Source organism: Nocardiopsis dassonvillei subsp. dassonvillei DSM 43111, assembly GCF_000092985.1.
GTDB lineage: Bacteria > Actinomycetota > Actinomycetes > Streptosporangiales > Streptosporangiaceae > Nocardiopsis > Nocardiopsis dassonvillei.
The window spans coordinates 3562989-3588185 of the sequence record NC_014210.1 but is presented as its reverse complement, the minus strand read 5'-3'; the positions used below and the strand labels follow the sequence as shown (position 1 = coordinate 3588185).

Genomic DNA, 25197 nt, shown 5'->3' with positions numbered 1-25197 from the left:
GGGGGGTCAAATGGGAGGCATGTCCACAGCAGTTCCTTCCGTCGTCGTCGGCGATGCGCCGCTCACCCCGGCCCAGATCCTCGACGTGGCCCGCCACGGCGCCCGTGTCACCCTGTCCGAGCAGGCCCGAAAGGCCCTCCACCACGGCCGCGAACGGGTCGAGTCGCTCGCCCGCGGCGAGGTCCCCGCCTACGGGGTCAGCACCGGCTTCGGCGCGCTCGCCACCCGCCACATCGCCCCCGACCTGCGGGCCCGCCTCCAGCGTTCGCTCATCCGCTCGCACGCCGCCGGGACCGGACCCGAGGTGGAGGACGAGGTCGTGCGCGCCCTCATGCTGCTGCGCCTGCGCACCCTGGCCTCGGGCAACACCGGCGTGGAGGTCGCCACCGCCGAGACCCTCGCCGCGCTGCTCAACGCCCGCATCACCCCGGTCGTGCACGAGTACGGCAGCCTGGGCTGCTCGGGGGACCTGGCGCCCCTGTCGCACGTGGCGCTGGCCCTGATGGGCGAGGGCCGGGTCCGCGACGCCGCCGGGCGGGACCTGCCCGCCTACACCGCCCTGCACGAGGCCGGGATCCGCCCGGTCGAACTGGGCGCCAAGGAGGGCCTGGCGCTGATCAACGGCACCGACGGCATGCTCGGCATGCTCGTGCTGGCCTGCATGGACCTGGAGCGCCTGCTCAAGGCCGCCGACATCACCGCCGCCATGAGCGTCGAGGCGCTGCTGGGCACCGACCGCGTCTTCGCCGAGGAGCTCCAGCGCCTGCGCCCCCACCCCGGCCAGGCCGCCTCCGCGGCCAACCTGCGCGCCCTGCTCGACTCCTCGCCCATCGTCGCCTCCCACCGCGGCCCCGACTGCAACCGGGTCCAGGACGCCTACTCGCTGCGCTGCGCCCCGCAGGTGGCCGGCGCCGCCCGCGACACCCTCGCCCACGCGCTGCTGGTGGCCGGACGCGAACTCGACAGCGTCATCGACAACCCCGTGGTCCTGGACGACGGGCGGGTGGAGTCCAACGGCAACTTCCACGGCGCGCCCGTGGCCTACGTGCTCGACTTCCTGGCCATCGCCGTCGCCGACACCGCCTCCATCGCCGAGCGGCGCACCGACCGCATGCTCGACGTGTCCCGCTCCCACGGCCTGCCCGCCTTCCTGGCCGACGACCCCGGCGTGGACTCCGGCCACATGATCGCCCAGTACACGCAGGCCGCCATCGTCTCCGAGCTCAAGCGCCTGGCCGTGCCCGCCAGCGTCGACTCCATCCCCAGCTCGGCCATGCAGGAGGACCACGTGTCCATGGGCTGGTCGGCCGCCCGCAAGCTGCGCCGCGCCGTGGACGGGCTGACCAGCGTGCTGGCGGTGGAGCTGCTCACCGCCGCCCGCGCCCTGGACCTGCGCTCGCCGCTGGAGCCCGGCCCCGCCACCGGCGCCGTGCTGCGCACCGTACGGGAGAAGGTCTCCGGCCCCGGCCCCGACCGCCACCTGGCCCCCGAGATCGCCGCCGTCGCCGCCCTGATCACCGACGGCTCCGTGGTCGCAGCCGCCGAGTCCGTCGTCCCCCTGGCCTGAACCGACCCGAACACCGCGAGGAGACCGCGTGAGCAGTCCACGTACCGTCCGCGCCGCGCGCGGCACCACCCTGTCCGCGAAGGGGTGGCAGCAGGAGGCCGCCCTGCGCATGTTCCACAACAACCTCGACCCCGAGGTCGCCGAACGCCCCGAGGAGCTGGTGGTCTACGGCGGCACGGGCAGGGCGGCGCGCGACTGGCACAGCTTCGACCGCATCACCGCATCCCTGCGCGACCTGGAGGGCGACGAGACCCTCCTCGTGCAGTCCGGCCGCCCGGTCGGGATCATGCGCACCCACGAGTGGGCTCCCCGCGTGCTCATCGCCAACAGCAACCTGGTGGGGGACTGGGCGAACTGGCCCGAGTTCCGCCGCCTGGAGGCCCAGGGCCTGACCATGTACGGGCAGATGACCGCCGGTTCGTGGATCTACATCGGCACCCAGGGCATCCTCCAGGGCACCTACGAGACCTTCGCCGCCGTGGCCGCCAAGCTGAGCGGTTCGGGCAGGCACAGCGGCGGGACCCTGGCCGGAACCATCACCCTCACCGCCGGACTCGGCGGCATGGGCGGCGCCCAGCCGCTGGCCGTGACCATGAACGACGGCGTCGCGATCGTGGTCGAGTGCGACCCCAGCCGCATCGAACGCCGCATCGAGCACCGCTACCTGGACATGCGCGCCGACAGCCTCGACCACGCCCTGGAACTGGCCGTGCGGGCGCGCGACGAGCGCCGCCCGCTGTCGGTCGGAGTGCTCGGCAACGCCGCCGAGGTCCTGCCCGAACTGCTCTCGCGCGGCGCACCGATCGACGTGGTCACCGACCAGACCTCCGCCCACGACCCCCTCGCCTACCTGCCCGCCGGGGTGGCCTTCGAGGACTGGCGGGACCTGGCCGCCGCCAGGCCCGAGGAGTTCACCGACCGGGCCCGCGAGTCCATGGCCGCGCACGTGGAGGCCATGGTGGGCTTCCAGGACGCGGGGGCCGAGGTCTTCGACTACGGCAACTCCATCCGCGACGAGGCCCGCAGCGGCGGCTTCGCCCGCGCCTTCGACTTCCCCGGGTTCGTCCCCGCCTACATCCGGCCCCTGTTCTGCGAGGGGAAGGGGCCGTTCCGGTGGGCGGCGCTGTCGGGCGACCCCGCCGACATCGCCCGCACCGACCGGGCCGTCCTGGACCTGTTCCCCGACAACGAGCACCTGGCCCGGTGGATCCGCATGGCGGGGGAGCGGGTCGCCTTCCAGGGGCTGCCCGCCCGCATCTGCTGGCTCGGCCAGGGCGAGCGGGCCGCCGCCGGGGCGCGCTTCAACGAACTGGTGGCCTCCGGCGAGGTCCGCGCGCCGCTGGCCATCGGCCGCGACCACCTGGACACCGGCTCGGTGGCCTCCCCCTACCGCGAGACCGAGGGGATGCGGGACGGCTCCGACGCCATCGCGGACTGGCCGCTGCTCAACGCCCTGGTCAACACCTCCTCCGGCGCCTCGTGGGTGTCCATCCACCACGGCGGGGGAGTGGGCATGGGCCGCTCGCTGCACGCCGGGCAGGTCAGCGTCGCGGACGGCACCGACCTGGCCGCCGCCAAGCTGGAGCGGGTGCTCACCAACGACCCCGCCACGGGCGTCATCCGCCACGTGGACGCCGGGTACGACGAGGCCGGGCGCGTCGCGCGCGAGCACGGCATCCGCGTCCCGATGCGCGAGGGGGACTGAACCGCGCCGGGGGCGCCCTTGCGGGGGCGTCCCCGGCGGGCTCCGGCCGTGCGCACGACCATCCGCTTCGACGTGGGGAAACACCCTGTGAGCGACCATTCCACCGCCCCTGGCCCCGGGGCCTTCGACCGCCTGTGGGCCGACCTGGTGTCCGTGGGCCGCGACCCGGGCAGCGGCGGCTACCGCCGCCACGCCTGGAACGGCGCAGACGCCGACGCCCGCGCCTGGTTCACCGAGGCCGCCGCCGCCCGGAACCTGGACGTGCGCACCGACCGCAACGGCAACCTGTGGGCCTGGTGGGGAGCGCCCGGCCCGGGCGCGGTGGCCACCGGCTCCCACCTGGACTCGGTCCCCGACGGCGGGGCCTTCGACGGACCCCTCGGCGTGGCCAGCGCCCTGGCCGCCGTGGACGAACTGCGGCGGCGCGGACTGACCCCGGCCCGGCCGCTGGCCGTCACGGTGTTCGCCGAGGAGGAGGGCGGCCGGTTCGGCGTCCCCTGCCTGGGCAGCCGCCTGACGGCCGGGGAGATCTCCCCCGAGCGGGCGCGCGGCCTCACCGACGCCTCCGGGACCACCTGGGCCCGGGCCATGGAGGCCGCCGGGCACGACCCCGACGCCATCGGCGCCGACCCCGGGGCGCTGGCGGACCTGGACGTGTTCGTGGAACTGCACGTGGAGCAGGGCCGCGCCCTGGAGGAGACCGCCCACCCGGTGGGCGTGGCCAGCGCGATCTGGCCGCACGGGCGCTGGCGGATGGACTTCACCGGCCGTGCCGACCACGCGGGCACCACCCGCCTGGACGACCGCAGCGACCCCATGCTGCCGTTCGCGCACACGATCCTGGCGGCCCGCGCGCTGGCAGAGGAGCACGGCGCCCGCGCCACCGTGGCCAGGGCCCTGGTCAACCCCAACGGCACGAACGCGATCCCGTCCCTGGTCAGCGCCTGGCTGGACGCACGCGCCGCCGACGAGGCCGCGCTCGGCGCGGTCGTGGCCGGGGTGCGCGAGGCCGCCGAGCGGGCCTCGCGCGAGCACGGGGTGGACTGCGCGACGGCCAACGAGTCCCTGACCCCGCTCGTGTCGTTCGCGCACGGCCTGCGCGACCGCCTGGCCGCCGTGGTCGCCGACCGCGCCCCCGACCCCCGGGTGCCGGTGCTGCCGACCGGGGCCGGACACGACGCCGGGGTGCTCGCCGCGCACGTGCCCACCGCGATGCTGTACGTGCGCAACCCGACCGGGGTGTCGCACTCCCCCGGGGAGTGGGCCCGCCCCGAGGACTGCCACGCCGGGGTGCTCGCCCTGGCCGACGTGCTCCAGGACCTGCTCGCCCGCCCCGTCCGGGAGGGGGACCGATGACGACCGGCGCGGACTCCGGCCCCGCCGCCTCCGCCCCCGGCGGGAGCGCCGGTCCTGCGGCATGCGGAACCGCCTCCGGGCGTTCCCGGGGGCCGCGCGACCACCGCCTGTGGTGCGAGTGGGCGTGGACCGGCGCCGAGGACGGCACTCCCGAGCACGGCGTGCTCGTGGAGGTGGCCGACGGCCGCATCACGTCGGTGACGGTCGCGACGCCGCGCCCCGGGGACGCCGAGACCCTCACCGGCCTCACCCTGCCCGGGCTCGCCAACGCCCACTCGCACGCCTTCCACCGGGCGCTGCGGGGGCGCACCCACGCCGGCGGCGGATCCTTCTGGACCTGGCGCGAGACCATGTACCGCGTTGCCGAGCGGCTGGACCCCGACACCTACCACCGACTCGCCCGGGCGGTCTACGTCGAGATGGCCCTGGCCGGGATCACCTGCGTGGGCGAGTTCCACTACCTGCACCACGCACCCGGCGGGGATCGCTACGCCGACCCCAACGCCATGGGCCACGCCCTGGCGGCCGCCGCGGCCGACGCGGGGATCCGGATCACCCTGCTGGACGTGTGCTACCTGTCCGGCGGGCTGGACGGGAACGGCGTCCACCAGCCGCTGGCCGGGCCCCAGCTGCGCTTCGGCGACGGGGACGCGGACGGGTGGGCCGAACGCGCCGCCGCCTTCCGTCCCGGGGGCGGGCACGTGCGCACGGGAGCGGCCGCCCACTCGGTGCGCGCCGTCCCCGCCGCGCAGCTGCCCGAGGTGGCCGCTTTCGCCGCCGGGCGCGACGCCGTGCTGCACGTCCACGTCTCCGAGCAGCCCGGTGAGAACGCCGCCTGCCTGGCCGCCTACGGCCGCACCCCCACGGCCGTGCTCGCCGACGCGGGCGCGCTCACCCCGCGCACCAGCCTGGTGCACGCCACCCATCTGAGCGACGCCGACGTGGCGGCCGTCCGCGCGGCCGGGTCCACGGTGTGCCTGTGCCCCACGACCGAGCGCGACCTGGCCGACGGCCTGCCGCGCACCGGCGACCTGCTGCCCGCCCCGCTCAGCCTGGGCACCGACCAGCACGCCCTGACCGACATGTTCGAGGAGGCCAGGGCGGTCGAACTCCACGAGCGCCTGCGCACCCACCGGCGCGGCACCCTGGGCGCCGGGGAGCTGCTGCGCGCGGCCACCGCGCACGGGCACGCCAGCCTCGGCTGGACCCGCGAACCGGGGGCCGCCGCCCCCGGGGCGTCCGAGGGGTCGGCGCACGTCGGAGCGGGACCACAGGAACCCCCGCGCGGGGCTTCCGACGCCGGTGTCCTGGCCCCCGGGGCGCGGGCCGACCTGGTCAACGTCCCCCTGGACGGAACCCGCCTGGCCGGGGCCGACCCCGCCCGGGCCGCCGACGCCGTCGTCTTCGCCGCCGCCTCCGCCGACGTGCGGCACGTGATGGCCGACGGGCGCTGGACCGTCCGCGACGGCGTCCACACCCTGGTTCCCGACACCGCGCGCGAACTCGACACGGTCATCAAGGAGGTCCTCACATGAGCGACGTGCCCCGCAGCATCGTCATCGACGACATCGCCACCCTGGTCACCAACGACCCCTCCCGGGGACGGGGCGCGGTGGGCGAGGTCCGGGACGCGGCGCTGGTCGTCGAGGACGGCCGGGTGGCCTGGTCGGGCCCGCGCGCCCAGGCGCCCGCCGCCGACGCGCGGATCGACGCCGCCGGGCGCTGCGTCATCCCCGGGTTCGTCGACAGCCACTCACACATCGTCTTCGCGGGCGACCGCAGCCGCGAGTTCGCCGCCCGGATGAGCGGCCAGCCCTACTCGGCGGGCGGCATCCGCACCACCGTGGCCGCCACCCGCGAGGCCTCCGACGCCGACCTGCTCGCGGGGGCCCGGCGCCTGCTCCGCGAGGCCCGCGCCCAGGGCACCACCACCCTGGAGGTCAAGTCCGGCTACGGGCTCACCGTCGCCGACGAGGAGCGCTGCCTGGCCGTGGCCGCCCGCGTCACCGACGAGGTCACCTTCCTGGGCGCGCACGTGGTCGCGCCCGAGTACGCCGACGACCCCCAGGGCTACGTCGATCTGGTCACGGGGCCCATGCTGGAGGCCTGCGCGCCGCACGCCCGGTGGATCGACGTCTTCTGCGAGCGCGGCGCCTTCGACGAGGACGCCTCCCGCCGGGTCCTGACCGCCGGGACGGAGCGCGGACTGCTGCCCCGCGTGCACGGCAACCAGTTGGGCCCGGGGCCGGGCGTGCGCCTGGCGGTCGAACTGGGCGCCGCCTCGGTCGACCACTGCACCCACCTGGAACCCGCGGACGTGGACGCCCTGGCCCAGGCGGCCGCGCGCCCCGAGCCCACGGTCGCCACCCTGCTGCCCGGGGTGGACTTCTCCACCCGCCAGCCCTACCCGGACGCCCGCGCGCTCATCGACGCCGGGGCCCTGGTCGCCCTGGCCAGCGACTGCAACCCGGGTTCGTGCTTCACCTCCAGCCTGGCCTTCTGCGTCGCGGTCGCCGTCCGCGACACGGGCATGACCCCCGACGAGGCGGTGTGGGCGGCCACCGCGGGAGGGGCGCGGGCGCTGCGCCGCACCGACGTCGGCCACCTGGCCCCCGGCGCGCGCGCCGACCTGGTCCTGCTGGACGCGCCCAACCACCTCTACCTCGCCTACCGGCCGGGGGTCCCCCAGGTCGCGGCGGTCTGGAAGGACGGGGAGCTGGTCTCGGGGCGCCCCTGAGAACGGAGGGCGCGGTGTGACGAGCGGGTCATCCAATGTCCTCATGAACTCAACGAACGGCTAATCTCCCCGAAACCCGCGGCACCCAACCTGGATGCACGTCGGTGCGTGTCCGCCGCCGCGGTACAGCGTCGTTCCGCGGCGGTGGGGCACCGGCCCACGCTCCCTCCGAGGAGGTCCGCGGTGAACCCGGGGCGTGCCGGGACGGCGGCCCGGAGCGGCGCGACCCGCGCGGCCCACGGGCCGGGGCCGGGCACGCGGCTCCCGCCGGGGCCGCACACAGAACGCGGGGGCCGACGATCACTGGGGGGTGTCGTCGGCCCCCGCTCGCGGTTGACGCGATGAGGCCGTTCCCGAGGGCGCGGGTCCGCGCCCGGGGACGCTGGCTAGTTCGACTCGTCGTCCGCGGAGTCGTCGGAGCCCTCGGCGGGCGCGGAGGAGGAGGACGCGGCCTTCTTGGTGACGCGGCGCTTCTTCACCGGACGCGAGTAGTCGACGAGGGGCTCCAGACGGGCCTCGTGCTCCTTGAAGCAGTCGGCGCACGCGTCGACCTCGCGGACGACACCCTCCCAGGCGAACTGGATGACCTCAGTCGCCTCGACCTTCTCCTCGCTGACGGCGTGGGGATCGCAGTACTTGAGCGTGAAGACCTCGGTGACCACGGCGGGGATTTCCCTTCGGTATCGCGTGAACAGAGCGGACCCATTAATCATACACCTGTACGAAAGCGCAAACCGGCTGCACGCCGGATGTGCCGTCACGGGTTCGGGGTCGCCCCGAAGCCTAGCGAAGATTCGGGGGCGCGTGCGCCCGTGTCCGGCGGGTGTGCCCGGGGTGACCAGGGGGTCCGCGCGGGTTCGGCGTCCGCGGGCGGGGCGCCCGCGGACGCGCGTCCCGCGGTGCGGGCGGCGGGGCGCACGTCCGCGGCGGGGCGGCCGTTATGGCACCGCGTGTTTGTCTTCCGGTTTTTTGTCCGTTTCTCGGAACGCTTTCGCGCCATTGCCGAACACCGATTTGTGCGTTTGGCGAACACGGCTCCGGGCGCATCGCTAGGGTATTGCCCCATCCGGGGGAAAGCGCCGTGTTCGGCCGTTCCCTCCGGGCGGACCCGTGGCGGCGCCCGCGCCGCGCACACGGGCAACGGCGGACGCCGTGGGGGAGCGGTGTCCGGAGAGAGGGAGCAGGGGGAGGGCCGTGGTCGAGTACATGGAGGGTGTCCACAGAGGGCGTGTCGGCGTCCGGGGGCAGGCGCCGCGACCGGGGGGAACCGTGTCCGCGGCGGAGCGGCGGCGTGCGCGGGCCGAACGCACGCGCGCCTGTGAGCGCGTGTCCGTCGATCCGCGTTTCGTGAAACTCCGAAGGCGGTTCGCGCTCCAGACGGGACTGCTGGTATCGGCATTCCTGCTCGGTTACCCGTCCTATCTTCTGCTCTCCGCCTACGCGCGCGATTTCATGGGCAGGCCGCTCACGGATTCGGTGAACGCGGCACTGGTCATGGGAATCGGACAGTTCCTGTGGGTGTTCGCGCTCGCCTGGGCGTTCGGGCGTTTCTCCGAACGCTCCCTGGAACCCCTCGCACGGGAGATCCGCGAGGAGGCCCGCGGCGGGGAGGCCGCCGACGGGACGGCGGCGGGCCGATGAGCGCCGCCGCAGCGGCCGCGGGCGGTGCCGTCACGGGGGACGGCACCGCCGCGGTGGCCGTCGGAGTGGCGGCCGTCACCGAAACGCCCGCCGCTGCCGCACCGCCCGCGTCCACCGTCCCGGTCGCGCCCGCCGAACCGCCCGCTGCCGAAGCACCGTCCGCGTCCACCGTTCCGTCCGCGGCCGCCGACCCCCTGGACGCCCTGGGCGGCGCGCTGGGGAGCGAGTTCGGCGTCGCGCACGCCTGGACGGTGGGCCTGTGCGCCCTGTTCGTCCTGGTCACCCTCGCCGTCACCGTCCGCGCCAGGCGCACCACCCGGGGCGCGGTCGACTTCTACGCGGGCGGACGCGGCTTCTCCAGCACCCAGAACGGGCTCGCCCTGACCGGCGACTACCTGTCCGCGGCCTCCTTCCTGGGCATCGCCGGGATGATCTCCCTCCAGGGCTACGACGGCTTCCTGTACTCCATCGGCTTCCTGGCGGCCTGGCTGCTGGTGCTGCCGATGGCCCAGCTGGTGCGCAACACCGGCCGCTTCACCATGGCCGACCTGCCCGCCTTCCGCATGAACCGGATGCGGGTGCGCCTGGCCTGCACCGTCTCCACCGTCACCGTGTGCGTGTTCTACCTGGTCGCGCAGATGGTCGGCGCCGGAGCCCTGGTCGCGGTCCTGCTGGGCCTGCACGACGGCGGGACCTTCCTGGGGATGGGCGCCGAGCAGGCCCGCACGGGCGTGATCGTGCTCGTGGGCGTGCTCATGATCGTCTACGTCATGTACGGCGGCATGAAGGCGGCCACCTGGCTCCAGATCATCAAGGCGGTCGCGCTGCTGGCCGCCACCGGACTGCTCACCGCCCTGGTGCTGGCCCTGTTCGCCTTCGACCCGCGCGCCCTGCTCGGCGGGGCCGCCGAGGCCAGCGGGCACGGTCAGGCCTTCCTGGAACCGGGGCTGCGCTTCGGGGTGGAGGTCTCCGGCGACCCCGCCCGGACCCTGTTCAACAAGCTCGACCTCCTCAGCCTCGGGCTGGCCCTGGTGCTGGGCACCGTCGCGCTGCCGCACATCCTCATCCGCTTCTACACCGTGCCCGACGGCCGGGCGGCGCGCTCGTCGGTCAACCGCACGATCGTCATGGTCGGGGCCTTCTACCTCATGACGCCGGCCCTGGGCTTCGGCGCCGCGGCGCTGGTCGGCTCCGAGCGCATCGCGGCCGCGGACCCCTCGGGCAACACCGCGGTGCCGATGCTCGCCGAGGAGGTGGGGCGGCTGACCGCCGGTCCCGCGGGCGCGGCCGTGCTGCTCGCGCTGGTCTCGGCGGTCGCGCTGGCCACCGTCCTCGCCGTCATCGCCAGCCTCACCCTGGCCTCGTCCTCCTCGATCGCGCACGACCTGTTCGGCCACATCCTCATGTGGGGCAGGCCCCGGGAGTCGCAGGAGGTGGGTGTGGCGCGGCTCTCCGCCTGCGTGATCGGCGCCGTGGCCGTCGTGCTGGCCGTGCGGGCCCAGGACATGAACGCGGCCTTCCTCGTGGGGCTGGCCTTCGCCGTCGCGGCCGCGGCCAACCTGCCGGTCATCGTGCTCACCATGTTCTGGCGCCGCTTCAACACCAGGGGTGTGGAGTGGGGCGTCTACGGCGGCCTGTCCGCCACCCTGCTGCTCATGCTGCTGTCGCCGGTGATGTCGGGCAGGACCGACCCCGTCACGGGGGAGAACCTGTCGGTGCTGCCCGCCTGGATCGACGTCCAGCTCTTCCCGATGGAGAACCCGGCGCTGCTGGCGGTGCCGTTCGGCTTCGCGTGCGCGGTCGTGGGCAGCCTGCTCTCGCCGGAGCGCGACACCGCGCGCTTCACCGAGCTGCGGGTGCGCTCCCTGACCGGGTGGGGCGTCGAGCGGGACTGACCCGCGCGCGGGCTCCGGGGCGGAGGGACCCCCGGAGAGGGGTAGTGGGGCCGGGAGCGGAGGGGCGGAGCGCGAGCGCCCGGGGGAGGGCGGGGGAGTCAGTCCCCGTCGGGCGCCTCGGCCATGGCCCGGGCCACCTCGTGCAGCAGCTCCGGGATCCGGGGCGCGTTGCGGGCGACGCGGTCCCAGGCGCGGGCGGTCTGGTCCAGGCGCTCCCGCGTGGTCGGCTCCCCGCCCCCCTGACGGGCCGTGCGCCGGTCCTCCCTGCGGAAGGAGGCGGTGACCGCCCAGAAGGCCGCCGCCACCACCGGGCGGAACACGCCCCGGCCGCGCACGTCGAGCACGGCCTCCACCGCCCAGCGGCCGTCGGCGGAGACCGAAGGGGACAGCCAGGCGCTGATCCGGGCCAGGGAGTGCGTGGCCCGCACCCGCACGGGAGGGGTGTCCCGGCCCCGCGCGACGGCCTCGTACCAGGCGCCCGTGTCCACCTCCAGGGTGCCCTCGGCCGACCGCAGCCAGGCGCCGCGCCCGGGCAGCCGCACCCGCGCGCTCCAGGTGAGCAGGCCTGCGGGGGCGTCGTGGGTGACGGTCCCCCACGTCACGGGGTCCTCCTGTGTGCCGACGGTGTCGGGCATGGCGAACTCGGCCGAGGTGGTGCCCGCCTCGTCCCAGGAGGTGAGGGTCACGCCCGTGCCGCTCCAGCCCTTCTCCTCGTCGTCTGCGGGATCGACGGGAACGCCCTCGGGGGACAGCTCGGCGATGAGGTAGTGGCTGCGGGGTTCGAGGTGGCGCCCCCGCTGCAACTGGAGGGAGAGCTCGCTGGCCGCCACGGCCAGTTCGTCGGCCTCGGCCGGTGTGCCGGCGCCGCCCCCGCGCAGTTCCTCGGCGGCGCGGCGCTGCTCCTCCCGCAACCGTTCGGCCTCCTCGCCGTCGAGCAGGCCGAGTTCGTCGGCCCGCCGGTCCAGACGGGCCCGGGTCGGCGCGTCGGGGGTCAGCAGCCAGCCCCGGCCGTCGAAACGGCAGCTGCGCGCGACCTCGTGCAGGGCGGCGACGATGCGCTCGACCACCTCCCTGTCCACTGCGGTGATGTCGAAGGTGTGGCTCAGGCGCGGCACGGCGTCTCCGGGGTCGTGGTGCGGTTCACGTCTGCGCGGCGGCCAGGGAGCCGCGCCTACGCGTGCCAGCGTACGCACCCGCGGCGCCCGCCGGGGTCCACGGGAGGGGTCGGAATCCGCGGAGCCGCCGCGTTCGCGAGGCCGGGTGCGGCAGCCGCGGGACCGCCGCGCCCGCCGTGGCCGGGCACGGACGGCCCCGCCGTCGGCCGCGTCGCGGAGGGTTGTCCACAGCCGGGGTCGAACGCTTGTGCGCACGGCCGCCGTCTCGGCACAATGGTGGGCATGACCAGGTACGTCGCGCTGCTGCGCGGAATCAACCTCGGCGCGCACCGCCGCGTCGCCATGGCCGACCTGCGCTCCCTGCTCGCCGGACTCGGCTACGGCGACGTGGCCACCCACCTCCAGAGCGGCAACGCGGTGTTCAGCGCCGAGGGGACGCGGCCCGACGCCGTGGCCCGGCGGGTGCGGGAGGCCGTGGACGCCGAACTCGGGCTCGACGTGCCGACCGTGGTGCGCACCGCCGGGCAGCTGCGCGCCGCGGTGGAGGCCAACCCCCTCCCCGTCCCCGACCCCGCCAAGTTCCTCGTCCTGTTCTGCTCCGGCGCCGTGGACGCCGCCGGTCTGGCCGCGCTCGACCCGTCCGCCCACCCGCGCGAGCGCATGGCGGTGGTGGGCGACCAGGTCTACACCCACCACGAGCTGGGGCTCAGACACGCCAGGCTCCCCGACCTCGTGGCCCGACACGTCGACGGGACGGTGACGGGCCGCAACTGGCGCACCGTGCTGCGCCTGCTGGAGATGGCCGAGGGCTGAACCGGGGACCCGCGGCCGTGCGCGTCCGAAGGCCCGGCGCACCCGGCGCCCGCTCGCAGGGCCGTGCCGCCGTTCGCGGTGACCGTGTACGCGTCCGGTGGTCGGAAGCGGTTGTCCACGGGCGGCCCCGGTCCCGGTACGCAGGGCGGTGCCCGTGGGAACGCGAGGCCCTGGACAGGGCCCGGCACTGTCCGAGAGGAGTCCTCGGCGGTGTGCGTCCGCCGCCGCGACCGAGTGAAGGGGTGGTGCCCGTGCCGATGCGGTGGACCGTGATCCTGCGAGATCTGGCGGACACGGCGCGGCCGATCCGGCCCGAGGACTGCCACGGACTGCTCAACCGCTGGTGGCCCCAGTCCCCGGAGGAGCACGCGGCCGCCAAGCGGTGGGCCATGAACGGGTGGCCCTCGCCCCTGGGCGACCGCCTGCACCACTGGACGCTCACCTGGCTGGACGACGACACCCCGCCCCCGCTCGCGCCGGAGGAGCTGGTCGGCGACCCCCAGCGGATCGGCGACCACCTGCTGGTGCCCCTCTCGGTCACCCGCACCTTCGACCGCACCTACACCCAGATGCTCACCGAGCCGCGCGGCCCGTCCGCGGTGCGCTCGGCCGCGGTGCGCAGCCGGACCCCCATCGTCATGACCACCCGCGACGCCGCCGGTGAGCGCATTCCGCACATCTGGCCCACCCCGCGGCGCCTCTTCGGCGCCGTGCACCGTTCGGGCGGCGGGATCGTCGGCGGCAGCGGGGCCGTGGGCGCGGTGGCCCGGTTCGCGCCGTCCACCCTGGCCGAACCCTGGCTGGAGCTGGTGTTCGGCGGGCTGGCCCGGGTGCGCCGCGAGCCCCTGCCCGGCGAGGAGGTGCGGCTGGCCGAGCACCAGCACGCCGACAACCGCACCGTGCTCGGCTGGCACGGCGGGCTGCGGCTGGACCTGGCCGGGGGCGAGCGCCGCCACGCCGACGCCTTCGCCACCCTCCTGGAACTGCTGGAGCTGACCGGAGCGGGCAAGTACACCGCCCAGGGCTTCGGCTCCGTGCAGGTGGACACGGTGACCAGCGGCCAGCCGTCCGCACGGGTGCCCGCCCAGCGCCCCCGGCGGACCCCGCACCGGGTGCCCCGCCGCGCCCCGCAGCGCGTGGGTGAGACCCGGGCGCACGCCGTCGCCGAGGAGGAGTTCGGGGGCGCCCTGTTCGACTGACCCCGCCGACCGGGACCGGTGGCCGCACCGGTGCCCGGCCCGGCCGTCGGCTCCCACCCCGTGGACGGGGGCGGGAGCCGACGGCGTGCGCTCACGGTGAGGGGGCGCGCTCCCGCCCGGCCCGGTCCGCGCCCCGGTCGCGCAGGGCGCGGGCCAGGCCGCGCAGGTGCGGCACGAGATCGTGGGGGGTGAGCGGAGCGCCGTTCGCGGCGGGGACGGACGTCTCGCGCCCTGGCGGCGCGATCGTCTCGGACGTGTGCGGGGCCATCGGGGAACCTTTCCGTACCGGGGCGGTGTGCGTGCACCCAGCTCTCTCGGACAGCGCCGCGCGCCCGGGCGGCGGGCCCACGGGAGGAGGCCGCCGGGCCCCGGGAGCGGCGCCGTCCGGCCGGGGCGGGGCGCGGCCCCGCGGACCCGGGCTGGTATCGCTTGGTACCGGTGCGTCGTGCGGCACCGTCCGAGAGAGGTCAGCAGGCGCCGCACGGCGGCGCCGCGTTCCCGCACGTCCCGCCGATGGAGGAGCCCGACACGGTGACCTTCGCCCCCGAGCAGCACCGGCCCCCCGGTGCCCCGACGCGACCGGGGGGAACACCGTCCAGCGGTGTGGTGGTCGGTGTCGACCTGCGCGGCATCCAGGCCTACGTGTACAGCGGCCGGCGCATCCTGGACGCGGTGGGGCGCGCCGCCCTCGTCGCGGAGCTGACCGACACATCCGACGCCGAGCACGGGATCGCCGACCTCGTACCGCCGGACTGCGTGGTGCTGCGCGACGCCGGAGGGGCGCTCACCGCGGTCTTCCCCGACGCGGCCTCGGCGCGCGGGTTCACCGCCCTCTACACCCGCAGGCTGCGCGACCGCGCCGCGGACCTGACCCCCGTGGTGGCGCACGTGGCCTACGGTCCCGGGGCCGGGCACGAGGCCGGGGGACCGGGCGGCGCCGCCCCGGAGCACACGGGCACGACCGGATCCCCGGGGCCCGACCGCGCGCCGGGCGCCGACACGACGGCGGCCGCCGGGGTGGACGAGGCGTTGGCCCTGCTCCCGGCGCGGCTGCGCGAGGCGCGGCGGCACATGTCGGCCCTGCACACCCCCGCGCACGGGTACGGGATCACCGCCGTGTGCTCGGTCAGCGGAGGCCCCGCCGAGTCGGTGGACAGCAGCCGCGTCCAGGACGACCACCCCGACGTGCACGAGAGGGTGGCCGCCGACGTCGCCCGGGCCCGGGGGATCGGCCGACGCTGGCACCGCGCCCACAGCTCCGACTGGCTGGCCGGTGCCGTCACCGCCGCCGGAGCCCCCGCCCTGACGCTGCCGATGGAGGTGGACCGCCTGGGCCGCGACCACGGCGGCCTCAGCCGCGTCGCGGTCGTCCACATCGACGTCAACGGCCTGGGCGCCCTCCTGGGCGAGTACCGCGAACGCGCGGGGGACCCGGCCGTGCCGGGTTCGGGCGCCTTCGCCCAGCGCCGCCTGTCCACCCGCATCGCCGGGCTCACCGAGGGGCTGGCCCGTGTCCTCGTGCGCGCGGTGGCGGCCACCGTCCACGCCGGACCCGGCCAGCGGCCCCTCATTCCGGGAACCGGCGCCGCCGCGCCGATCACCCTGCACCATGAGCCGCCCGGTCCCGTGTCCCTGCCGGTCCGCCCCGTCGTGGTCGCCGGGGACGACCTGACCGTGCTGTGCGACGCCCGGATCGCCCTCAGCCTGGTGCGCTACGCCCTCGACTGGCTGGACGCCGACCCCGAGCGCGTCGGCGACGACCGCGACCCCCGGGTGGGCCTGCACCGCGCGCTCGCCGAGGCCCACGGCGACCGCCCCGGCGGCGGGCGCGCCGTCGTCGCGCCGGACGGCGCGGCGCACACCACGTTCGTGCCCACGGTGGGGGTGGGCGTGGCCGTGCAGCCGGTGGGCGCTCCGTTGTCGCTGGGCTACGACCTGTGCGAGGCGATGTGCCGCCGCGCCAAGGAGCACCGCCTCCAGACCGCCGAGGCCGACCCCGGAGCGGGCGACGAGCACGCCGTGGCCTGGACGACGCGCCTCGACGGCGTCGGACGGGTGCTGCGCCGCCTGGACCGGGCCCGCCGGGCGCCGGTGCCGCGGACCGCCCTGCCCCTGACCGGAACCGGGTTCGCCCGCTTCCTGGACCGGTACCTGTCCGCGACCGCGCCGGGCAGCCTGCTCGCCGACGGGGACACCCGCCAGCGGGGCTGGCTGGTCTCCGCGCTGGTGCCCCTGTTGGAGTCGGGCGCCGACCCGGAGCCCGAACTCGCCCGACGCGCCCACGCGACGGGCGGGCCCGTCGACCTGCCCCGAGGCTGGACGCCCGGCGGCCTGCTCGACGCGGTCGAGGTGATGGACCTGCACCTGGACCCCGGGCTGGCGGCGGCCCTCGACCCCCACCGCCCCCAGCGGCGGGCGGGGAACGGCGGTCCGCGTACCGGGGCGCCCCGTCCGCGGGGCGCGTTCCGGTGAGCCGCCCGGACCGCGTCACCGTGCACCTGGCCTCTCCCGCGCTGTTCGTCGGCGCCAGCGCGGACGGCACGGGCGCCGACACCGACGTGGTCACCGACGAGCACGGCCTGCCCTACCTGCCCCGCCACCGCCTCGCCGCGCGGCTGCGCGCCGGGGCGGTCAGCGCCCTGGCGGTGGCGCCCGGCCTGGCCGGGGCCTGCGACGAGGTCTTCGGCCGGGGGAGTTCGCACGGCGCGGACCGGATGCTGCGGGTGGGACACGCCGTCCTGGGCGACGGGGTGCGCGCCGCGGTCGCCCGCGCGCTCGCCGGCCGGGCCGAACCGCTGCGCTCCACCCTGCGCCGCGCGGTGACCGACGCCTACACGACCCTGGAGTCGGGCATCGCGGTGGGTCCGGACGGCGCGCCCGAGCCGGGCCGCCTGCGCACGCACCGGACGCTCCTGCCGGGCCTGACCCTCACCGCCGCGCTGACCTGGGCCTCCCCGCCGGGGGAGGACCACTGGCGGTTGCTGGCCCGCGCCTGCCTGGCCACCACCCGTATCGGGTCCAGGGGCACGCGCGGCCGGGGCCGGGTGGACGTGCGCCTGGCCGGGGACGGGGGGAGCGATCCGCACGAGGTGACCCTGAGCCTGGCCGCGCCCGTGAACGGCGGCCGGGAACGGGAAGGTACACCCCCATGAGACTCCGTTCCCCCGGCACGGCGACGCCCGGCCCCACCGCCCCTCCGGCGGGGAACACCGTCGGGGGCGCGGATCCGGTGCCGGCGCGGACACCACGGCGGTGCACCGGACCGCACCGGGACACGGAGGGGGGCACGTGAGCGGGTTCGCGGTGAGCGGCTACCTTCCGCTGCGCTACGTCCTGACCGACACCCTCGCCGTGCGCACCTCCTTCGACCCGCTGCGCGTGGACTCCGAGCACTCCGTCAGCGGCCGGGCCCAGCGCGGCATGCTCGCCGCCGCGCTGCGCCGCGCCGGCCGCGACCGCGAACTCCACGACTGGGTGGCCCGCGGCGAACAGGTCCGCTTCGCTCCCGCCCACCCCCTTCTGGAGACCGGGGCCGCCCACCCCGCCCCCGCCCACCTGTACACGCCGGGCAAGGACGGCGACACCACCGTCGACGCCTTCGGCCCCACCGACCCGGCCACGCCCTACCGCGCGGTCCGCGACCCCCTCACCCCGGACCGCTCCCTGCGCGCCGCCGTGCGCACCACCACCGAGCAGTACCTCGGACGCCCCCGCACCGGTGACGCGCCCCGGGGCGTGCCCTTCCTCACCACCAGCATCGACCCCGGCCAGGTCTTCGAGGCCCGCTGGCAGCTGCGCGCCCGCGACCACGCCGCCCTGCGGGCGCTCGCCGAACGCCTCGCCGCCTTCCTGGCCCAGGCCGACGGCACCCTCACCCTCGGCTCCGGGGGCACCCGCGCCCACGGCGGCGTCCGCGTGGCCCCCGCCGACCCCGACCGCCTCCTGTCGCCCGACCGCGTCGAACCCTCGGGCCCCCGCTCCTGGACCGCCGGGACCCCCTTCGACCTGCTCCTGCTCTCCCCGGCGCTGCTGGTGGGAGACGACGGCCAGTACCGCCCGGCGCACCTGGTGCCCGCCGTCCTCGACCTCCTGGCCCGGCGCCTGCCCGGCGCCCGGGCGCGCGTCCTCGCCAGCCACGCCGAGGCCGGGCTCGTCGGCGCCTACCACCGCGGCTACCACGGCCCCATGGCCCAGCGCTGGGCCGCCCGCCCCGGCGCTGTGGTCCGCCTGGCCCTGGACCGCGACCTGGACACCGGGCGGGTCCGCGACCTGGAGGCGCACCCCTTGGGCGAACGGGTCGTGGACGGCCACGGACAGTTCACCCTGCTCCGCCCTCCCCCTCCCGGCCCCGAACCCCTCGCCCCGCTGGCCACCCCCCTCGCGGGCCGCCCGCCGGGCACCGTCGCCCTCCCCGACGGCCGCGCCGTCCCCGCCGCGGCGCCCCCGCCGGGGGAGGAGGACGACCAGCTGCGCGCCCTGTACGACGCGCTCCTGTGGAACGCCGCCGTCCAGCCCGTCCGCGACCACGCCCGCGCCCTGGTCCGCGGCTCCGCCCGCCGGCTCGCCCCGCTCACCCCCGGCCTGCTGGGGCGCCTGCGCGAGGTCGCCGCCGATCCCCACTCCACCCCCGAGGACGCCCTGGCCGCCCTCGGGCGCACCGTCCGCGGCCGCGTCCCCGGCCACACGGGCACCCCCAAGGTCCCGCACGGCCGGGCCGTGCGCGCCCTGGACCGGGCCCGCCTGGTCCGCCCGGGCCACGACCGCCCCGTCAGCGTCCGGTCCTGGCTGTCGGACCTGTCCGGCGGGGCCGGGGCCTGGTGGCGGGACAACCGGCCCCACCCCGTGCACAGCCCCGCCTACGCCCGGGCCGTCGCCGCCGTGGACCTCTCCCTGCCCGACGGTCTGCCCCCCGGGGACCGGGGCCTGTCCGCCCGCGCCCGCGACTGGGAGCGCCATGCCGCCGCACGCCTCGCCCTGGTCCTGGTCTCCTCCTGGCTGGCCGAGGCCGCCCGCCTGCCGCGCGCCGAGCAGGACGGGGGACGCCCCGGCGGGGGAGGCCCCGGGTGAGCGGCGAGCCAGCCCCGCCCGGGCTGCTGTGGGAGGTCACCCTGCGGCTGTGCCTGCTCTCCGACACCCACGTCGGGGCGGCCCGGGCCAGGCCCCGCCACGCCGCCGGAAGCGACGCGGACCTGCACGTGGACCGCGACCCGGTCACCGGCGCGCCCCGTCTGCGCGCCACCACCCTGGCCGGGCTGCTGCGCCACGAACTCGCCGCCCGCACGGGCGACCCCGACGACGTCCGCGCCCTCATGGGCTCGGCGGAGTCCGAGGCCGCGCCGGGCGGGGAGGGGGCCGCCGCGAGCGCGCTGGACGTGGACGACGCCCGCGCCGAACTCCCCGAGGACACAGCGGTAGCGGTCCGCACCGGCATCCGGGTCGACCCGGCCGCGGGCACCGTCCAGCCGGGCCGCACGTGGCGGTGGGAGATCCTGCCCGCGGGTACCGTGTTCACCGCCCACCTGCGCCTGCACGTGCCCGCACCGGCCGACGAGGCCCGCCTGCTCACCCTGCTGCTCCTGGCCTGCGACGGACTCTCCGGGCCCGGCGGGTCCGGCCCCGGCATACGCGTGGGCGGGCGCACCGGCCGCGGCTACGGCGCCGTCCGCGCCACCCACTGGTCGGCGCGCCGCCACGACCTCACCGACGAGCGCGGCTGGCTCGCCTACCACGCGCGCTCCTGGGCCCGGCGCTGGGAGGAGGGCGCCGACGCGCTCGCCGACGCCCCCGCCGACCTGGCCGCCGCCCTGACCGGGGCCCTGCGCGCCTGCGGGCGCGGGGCCACCGCCGCCCACGCGCTCGCCCGCGCGCACCGGCCCGACCGCCGCCACCGCGCCGAACTCCACCTGACCCTGGCCGTCGCCGAGCAGCCCGATCCCACCGCCCCGCCGCCGCGCGACCCCAGGCCCGGCCTGCTCATGGTCGGCGACGCCCCCGCCCCCGAACGCCTGGGCGAGGCGGACCGGGCACACCGCCACCGCCCCGCCGTCACCGACCCGGACAAGGCCGCCGTCCACCCCGCCCCGGTCCTGGGCGACACCGCGCTGTTCGCCCTGTTCAAGAGGATCGGCGGCCGACTGGTCCGGGACGCGGCCGAACACCTGGGCGCCGGGCCGGACCGGTGGCGCGACTGGCACGACCACTGGTGGGGCGCCGACACCGACCGGCGCGGCCTCCCGCGCCCCGCCCGGATCCGGCTGCGCACCGTCCCCGTGCTCACCGGCGGAGCACCCCTGACCGCCACCCGGCTGACCGTGGACTCCCTCTTCGGCGACGCCGTGGACGGCCGCCTGTTCACCACCGACCTGCACTGCGGCGGCAGCGCCGAGGCGGTCCTGGACGTGCGCGAGCCCGACGACGCCGTCCGCGGTCTGCTCGCCCTCCTCGTGCGGGAGCTGGCCACGGTACCCTTCGACACCCTCGGCGCGGGCGCCGGAACCGGGAACGGGCGCCTGACCGCCACCCGCGCCCTCCTGACCACCCACCCCCCGGGCGGAGGGCCACCGGACACGGTGGACCTGCTCACCGCCCTGTTCGCACCCGACAGCGCCGACGCGGCCACCGCCCGCGGCTGGCTGGCCGCCCTGCACGCCGCGCTCGCCCCCGCGCCCACCACGGAGGAGCCCAGGTGAACCACGAGCCCCCGCGCCCGCACGGCCTGGCCGTGCGCCGCCTGACCGCCGCGCAGGTCGACGGAGTCCTCGACGACGTCTTCGTCCACGGTGTCCGCTGCCGCCTGCTCGACACCGGGGTCCCTGGCGTGCCCGGCGCACCGGACCGGCCGCAGTGGCTGCTCGCCGAACTCGGCGACGGCCGCGTCACCGGCGCCTGCCCGGGGCCGCGGTGGCGCCGCTCGGACCAGCCGCCCACCGCCCACCTGTCGGCCGCGCCCCCGGGGCCGGCCGACCGCTGGCGGGTCCTGGAGGTCCTGGTGTTCGGTCCGCACGCGCAGATCCGGCTCGGAGAGGGAGCCGAGGCCGGGTGGATCAGCGCGGACGCCCCCGGCGACCTCCCCGAGGAGCTGCGCCCGCGGGAGCGCTCCCTCCTCCTCCAGGGCTGGAACGGCCCCTCCTCCAGCCGCACCCTGGACGGAGAGGTGCCCCTGTCGGTGACGCGGGAGCCCTCCGGCGCACAGGCGGTGCTCCCGGTGGCGTGGACCGACTTCTCCGGCCGCCTCCGGCCCGTGCCCGGCGCCGGAACCGCCCTGGAGAGCACGGGCACCTGGCTGACGGTGCGCGAGTACTGGGCGCAGGACCCCGCCACCGGCGCGGTGGGCGTGGCCTTCCACCGGCTCACCGGGATGCGCCCGGGGGTCAAGCCGACCGGGCCGGAGTTCGACGTGGGCACCGGCGACGAGATCCGGCGGGCGGAGCAGCCGTGGTGAGCCCCGGAGAGTGCGGCGGCGGCCCGCGCCCGCGGGCGGAACGGTTCCACGCCACCGCGCCCTACGGTCTGGTCCGGATCGCCGACACCCCCATGCCCGCCGCCGACCTGCACGGCGACCACCCCACCGGCGACCTGCTGCGCAGCCACGACCGCACCGTGGCGGGCACCCACTCCGGGTGGATCGACCTGACCCTGACCACCCTCACCCCCACCTTCGTCGGCCAGACCCTCGAACGCGGGCGCGTGAACGCCTCCACCCGCTTCCCGCACGGCGACCGCCACCTGCCCGCCGTCCCCGGCTCGACCCTGCGCGGCCTGGTCCGCAACACCGTGCGCATGCTCACCAGCGGCGAGACCGGTCCGGTCAACACTCCGATGCTGTTCTTCCGCGCGCCCGTGCGCATCGACCCCGACAGCGCCGACAGCGCCCTGTCCGCGCGCGCCCGCAGGGTCATGGCCCACCAGCACTCCCACTACCGCAGGCGCCGGTCCGGGCTGCGCACCAAGCAGGGGTTCCTGTTCCACTCGCCGTCCGACGGGCGCTGGTACGTGGTCGAGGTCCCCGCCACCGCCCTGTCGGGCGAGCCCGGCCAGGCGCTCAAGGTGCCCTTCACGGTCCTGCGCGAGAGCCTGCGCACCTGGGACTTCGGCATCGACGACTTTCCCGACCCTCCCAGGAGCAGCACCTACGTCCCCACCACCCACGAACAGCACGGGCACCTCCAGTACCGGTGGGTGCACGCCGTCCACCTGCCCGGGGAACGGCGCGTGGCCGCCGTCGCCCCCACCGAGGAGGAGGCCCGCGCCTACCTGGACGCCCGCGCCGACGGCGCCCGCGACCTGGGCGGGGGAGGGGTGGTGCGGGCCCTGGTGGTCCTGACCGGGGTCGCCGCGGGTGGGCGCCGCAACGCCTACCTCTTCCCCCGGCCCGCCGACCTGGGCGGACGCCTGCGCGTCCCGGACGCCATGGTGGAGCTGTTCGAGTCGGCCGAGCAGGTCACCGGCTACCAGCGCGCCGCCTTCCCCGACACCCTGGGCACGGGCGCGGCCGACCCCGTGCGCGAACCGGTCGCCGGGGCCGCCGGCGGCGGCCTGCCCCGCCGCGGGCTCGAACCGGTCTGGTTCGACCTCGACGCGTCCGGGGAGGTGGTCTCCTTCGGCCGCTCCGGCGGCTACCGCATCGCCGTCAGCGACGACAACCCGGTCCGCCGGGCCCTGCCCGCGCCCGTCCTGGGCCCCCAGCACGGCGACCCGGGCAGGGCCGCCCTGGCGGGGCGCACGGTGGACGTGTGCCGGGCCCTGTTCGGCGACACCGACACCTTCGCGGGCGAGTCGGGGGCGTCCAAGGGCCGGGTGTCCTTCGGCAGCGCGCTGAGCACCGACCCCGACCCGGACTACCCCGACGGCGCGGCCCTGCGCGTGCAGCTGCTCTCTCCCCAGCGGGGCTGCTTCGCCAACTACCTGCTCCAGGGACCCGACGCCGCCTCGGGGGACCGGCCCGACATCATCACGTGGTCGCACGAGGGCCTGGTGCGGCTGGGCGGGTACAAGGTGTACCTGCACCGGCACCGCGCCGCCCCGGGCGGACCGGTGCGCTACGACGCCCGCACCCAGGAGGAGCTGGGGCTGACGGTGCTGGCTCCGGGATCCCGGCCCGAACCGCCCCGCGACACCCAACGCGACGTCGTCCCCCTCCGCGACGGTCTCACCTTTCGCTCACGCATCACTTTCACCAACCTCACCGACGGCGAACTCGGTGCGCTGCTGCGCGCCCTGCTGCTGGACAATCCCGTGGACGGGGGCGACCCCGCCGACCCCGAGCACGCGCACAAGATCGGCATGGGCAAGTCGCTGGGCATGGGCAGCGTCCACCTGCGCCCGGAGCTGTACCTGGTGGACCGGCGCGCCCGCGCGCTGTCCCTGGACCCGGGCGCCGGGGTCGTGCGCGCCGGGCGGGAGCGGGTGCGGGGGTTCCTGGACGCCTTCGGCGCCGCCCTGGCGGCCAGACGCCTGCCGGGCGAGCCCGCACCCGGGCGCTGGCGGGAGGTGGACCAGGCCGTGGACGTGTGCCTGGCCAGCCGCTGGCGCGGCCGCCTGCCCTGGGAGGCGACCGCGGTGATGTCCCTGCGCGAGTTCGCCGAGTACCCGGTGCTGCCCCCGCTCACCCGGCGGTTCCGCGACGCCGGGAGGCCCGGAGGGCGGGCGGGGCACGGCGCGTAGGCGCGCCGGTGGCCGCCCCGTCCGTCCTCTTCCCGGGGTCCGCCGGGTGGGCGCGTCCCCTCACGGGCGTCCGTCGACGGCCTCGGCCAGCGCCTCCAGCAGGTCCGCGCGCAGGTCGGGGTCCTCCTGGGCTCCCGTCCACAGCGCCGGGGCGGGCTCCCGCTCCAGCAGCGCGCACAGCAGGGCGTCGAGCGCGCCCCGGGGGTCGGCCTCGAAGTCCCCCCGTGCCTCCTGGGCCCGCTCCGTCAGCTCCCGGGCGGTGCGCTCCAGCCAGGCGCGCTCCGACGCGTCCAGCACCTCGCGCCGCCGCGGGGACTCCTCCTCGGGTTCGGGGGCGTCGGGGACGGGGGAGTAGGGCGCGCTGCGCGCCCGCCCCCGCGCCTGCTGCACCAGCCGGAAGTGGACGGGCATGTCCACCGCCATCCGGCCCAGCACGCCGGTGAGCCTGCGGGCGACGTCCTCGCCGCTCATGCCTGGCAGCAGGCCGCGCAGCAGCAGGCGGCGCCGCTGGTCGGGGGTGCGGCCCGCGTCCGCGTCGCGCCCGGAGGCCAGTTCGGCCAGCTTGCGCAGCAGGTAGTCGCCGGTGGCGGTGGAGACCATGGGTGGTTCCCCGACCGCGGTCAGGGCGCGTCCGCGCAGGTCGGCGACGGGCACGGCGCTGCCGTCCTCGGTGAAGGAGACCGCCTCGCCCGGGTGCACGTCCTCGGGCAGGTCGGCGGCGGGGTTGCCCCAGCCCGCGGTGAGCACCAGCATCGCCAGCGCCTCCTGGTCGACCACGTCCGCGGCGACCCGGGACACGTCGCGGCGCTGCGCCCAGCGCCGCGGGCGCTCGGAGAACGCGCAGCGCACCCGGCCGTCGGAGGAGGCCTGCGGGTAGACCCGGCGCAGGTTCTTGTAGGAGCGGTCCCGGCGCACGTCGTCCAGGGCGTCGCGCAGCCGGTGCGCGGCGGTGCGGTCGACGGCGGTGCCGTCGGGCACGGCGCGGCGCATGCGCACGGCGATGACGCCCTCGGGGTCGCCTCCGTGCACCGGGCACGGGCAGTGCTCGGCGCACAGGTCGACATAGTCGCCGAACTGTTCGGAGTGACCCGAGCAGCCCTGCGCGGTTCCGTCCGCGGAGCACGGCCCGCACCCCAGAACGCGCGTGAAGGCGCGCAGGAAGGCGGCGGAGCCGAACAGCTCCCAGGCGGAGCAGTGGTGCGTGCTCACGAACTCTTCTCCCCGGTGGTCCGGGGCCGGGACGCTTCCCCAGCCCTCCGGGAAAGCGCGTGAGAGAACGCGAGACCTCAGGTGACACCCCCGCGCCAACGGGAGGTCACCTATCAAATTAGGCCCGCCGAGGGGGAAATGTCAATTGACGGACCCCTGTACCAAGCAGGATGAATTTCTATAAACAAGTGCAAAATGGATATCAGTAACAATGGCCTCAGTGTTTACGGATTTCCCGGTCCGGCGTCGTTCTCCGGGGACGTGCCCTGTGTCCGAGAGACTGCGGTGAGGGCGCGC

The 25197-nt window shown here is 76.7% G+C and carries 19 protein-coding genes; 15 read left to right on the top strand and 4 right to left on the bottom strand.

All coding sequences use genetic code 11. The features are described from left to right. The first annotated feature begins 19 nt into the window (after positions 1–19). The 5 genes from hutH (at position 20) to hutI (ending at position 7365) form a co-directional block, all read left to right on the top strand. Positions 20–1567 carry a histidine ammonia-lyase gene (gene hutH / locus NDAS_RS14795; RefSeq protein ID WP_041552786.1) on the top strand — a complete coding sequence of 516 codons (1548 nt, stop codon included), beginning with the start codon at positions 20–22 and terminating at the stop codon, positions 1565–1567. A 28-nt stretch (positions 1568–1595) separates the two neighbouring features. Next, positions 1596–3272 carry a urocanate hydratase gene (gene hutU / locus NDAS_RS14790; RefSeq protein ID WP_013154017.1) on the top strand — a complete coding sequence of 559 codons (1677 nt, stop codon included), beginning with the start codon at positions 1596–1598 and terminating at the stop codon, positions 3270–3272. Positions 3273–3359: 87 nt separating this feature from the next. Then, on the top strand, positions 3360–4628 hold the full coding sequence (locus NDAS_RS14785; RefSeq protein ID WP_041552785.1) for an allantoate amidohydrolase: 1269 nt from the start codon (positions 3360–3362) through the stop codon (positions 4626–4628). Continuing rightward, positions 4625–6163, top strand: a complete 1539-nt coding sequence (locus NDAS_RS14780; protein ID WP_013154015.1) for a formimidoylglutamate deiminase — start codon at positions 4625–4627, stop codon at positions 6161–6163. Before NDAS_RS14785 ends, NDAS_RS14780 begins: the two co-directional genes overlap by 4 nt. Continuing rightward, complete coding sequence (gene hutI, locus NDAS_RS14775) at positions 6160–7365, top strand: imidazolonepropionase (RefSeq protein WP_013154014.1); 1206 nt, start codon at positions 6160–6162, stop codon at positions 7363–7365. Before NDAS_RS14780 ends, hutI begins: the two co-directional genes overlap by 4 nt. A gap of 386 nt (positions 7366–7751) precedes the next feature. On the opposite strand, the gene NDAS_RS14770 is transcribed toward hutI, so the two are convergent. Beyond that, positions 7752–8027, bottom strand: coding sequence for an Lsr2 family protein (locus NDAS_RS14770; RefSeq protein WP_013154013.1), 276 nt, complete (start codon positions 8025–8027; stop codon positions 7752–7754). 532 nt (positions 8028–8559) lie between these two features. Here NDAS_RS14770 and NDAS_RS14765 point away from each other — a divergent pair. Both NDAS_RS14765 and NDAS_RS14760 read left to right on the top strand, forming a co-directional pair. Continuing rightward, the gene (locus tag NDAS_RS14765) at positions 8560–9006 is read left to right on the top strand and encodes a DUF485 domain-containing protein (RefSeq protein ID WP_013154012.1); all 447 of its coding nucleotides are present in this window, start codon (positions 8560–8562) and stop codon (positions 9004–9006) included. After that, entirely contained in the window at positions 9003–10901 is a 1899-nt protein-coding gene (locus NDAS_RS14760; protein WP_013154011.1) for a solute symporter family protein, read from the top strand. Before NDAS_RS14765 ends, NDAS_RS14760 begins: the two co-directional genes overlap by 4 nt. Before the next feature lie 98 nt (positions 10902–10999). On the opposite strand, the gene NDAS_RS14755 is transcribed toward NDAS_RS14760, so the two are convergent. Next, positions 11000–12016, bottom strand: coding sequence for a hypothetical protein (locus NDAS_RS14755; RefSeq protein ID WP_013154010.1), 1017 nt, complete (start codon positions 12014–12016; stop codon positions 11000–11002). A 273-nt stretch (positions 12017–12289) separates the two neighbouring features. Between NDAS_RS14755 and NDAS_RS14750 the strand changes: the two genes are divergently transcribed. Together NDAS_RS14750 and NDAS_RS14745 are read left to right on the top strand one after the other, a co-directional pair. Beyond that, positions 12290–12829, top strand: coding sequence for a DUF1697 domain-containing protein (locus NDAS_RS14750; RefSeq protein WP_013154009.1), 540 nt, complete (start codon positions 12290–12292; stop codon positions 12827–12829). Between the two features lie 242 nt (positions 12830–13071). After that, a complete protein-coding gene (locus NDAS_RS14745) occupies positions 13072–14028 on the top strand; it encodes a CRISPR system precrRNA processing endoribonuclease RAMP protein Cas6 (RefSeq protein WP_013154008.1) in 957 nt (318 codons plus the stop codon). Positions 14029–14119: 91 nt separating this feature from the next. Here the strand turns inward: NDAS_RS14745 and NDAS_RS28925 are convergent, their stop codons facing one another. Then, positions 14120–14296, bottom strand: coding sequence for a hypothetical protein (locus NDAS_RS28925; protein WP_013154007.1), 177 nt, complete (start codon positions 14294–14296; stop codon positions 14120–14122). A 245-nt stretch (positions 14297–14541) separates the two neighbouring features. Between NDAS_RS28925 and NDAS_RS14740 the strand changes: the two genes are divergently transcribed. From NDAS_RS14740 to NDAS_RS14715, 6 genes are all read left to right on the top strand, one after another. Continuing rightward, positions 14542–16500, top strand: a complete 1959-nt coding sequence (locus tag NDAS_RS14740; protein ID WP_013154006.1) for a thioesterase domain-containing protein — start codon at positions 14542–14544, stop codon at positions 16498–16500. Next, complete coding sequence (locus NDAS_RS14735; RefSeq protein WP_013154005.1) at positions 16497–17180, top strand: hypothetical protein; 684 nt, start codon at positions 16497–16499, stop codon at positions 17178–17180. Before NDAS_RS14740 ends, NDAS_RS14735 begins: the two co-directional genes overlap by 4 nt. Positions 17181–17316: 136 nt before the next feature. After that, positions 17317–19095 (top strand): hypothetical protein, encoded by a 1779-nt coding sequence (locus NDAS_RS14730; RefSeq protein ID WP_013154004.1) that lies wholly within the window; start codon positions 17317–17319, stop codon positions 19093–19095. Next, a complete protein-coding gene (locus tag NDAS_RS14725) occupies positions 19092–20717 on the top strand; it encodes an RAMP superfamily CRISPR-associated protein (protein ID WP_013154003.1) in 1626 nt (541 codons plus the stop codon). The genes NDAS_RS14730 and NDAS_RS14725 overlap by 4 nt, the downstream gene beginning before the upstream one ends. Beyond that, positions 20714–21469: a hypothetical protein gene (locus NDAS_RS14720; RefSeq protein WP_013154002.1), complete on the top strand. Its 756-nt coding sequence runs from the start codon at positions 20714–20716 to the stop codon at positions 21467–21469. Before NDAS_RS14725 ends, NDAS_RS14720 begins: the two co-directional genes overlap by 4 nt. After that, positions 21463–23691 (top strand): TIGR03986 family type III CRISPR-associated RAMP protein, encoded by a 2229-nt coding sequence (locus NDAS_RS14715; RefSeq protein WP_013154001.1) that lies wholly within the window; start codon positions 21463–21465, stop codon positions 23689–23691. Before NDAS_RS14720 ends, NDAS_RS14715 begins: the two co-directional genes overlap by 7 nt. A gap of 60 nt (positions 23692–23751) precedes the next feature. Here NDAS_RS14715 and NDAS_RS14710 read toward each other — a convergent pair whose 3' ends face one another. After that, a complete protein-coding gene (locus NDAS_RS14710; protein WP_013154000.1) occupies positions 23752–24900 on the bottom strand; it encodes a hypothetical protein in 1149 nt (382 codons plus the stop codon). Positions 24901–25197: the final 297 nt, after the last annotated feature.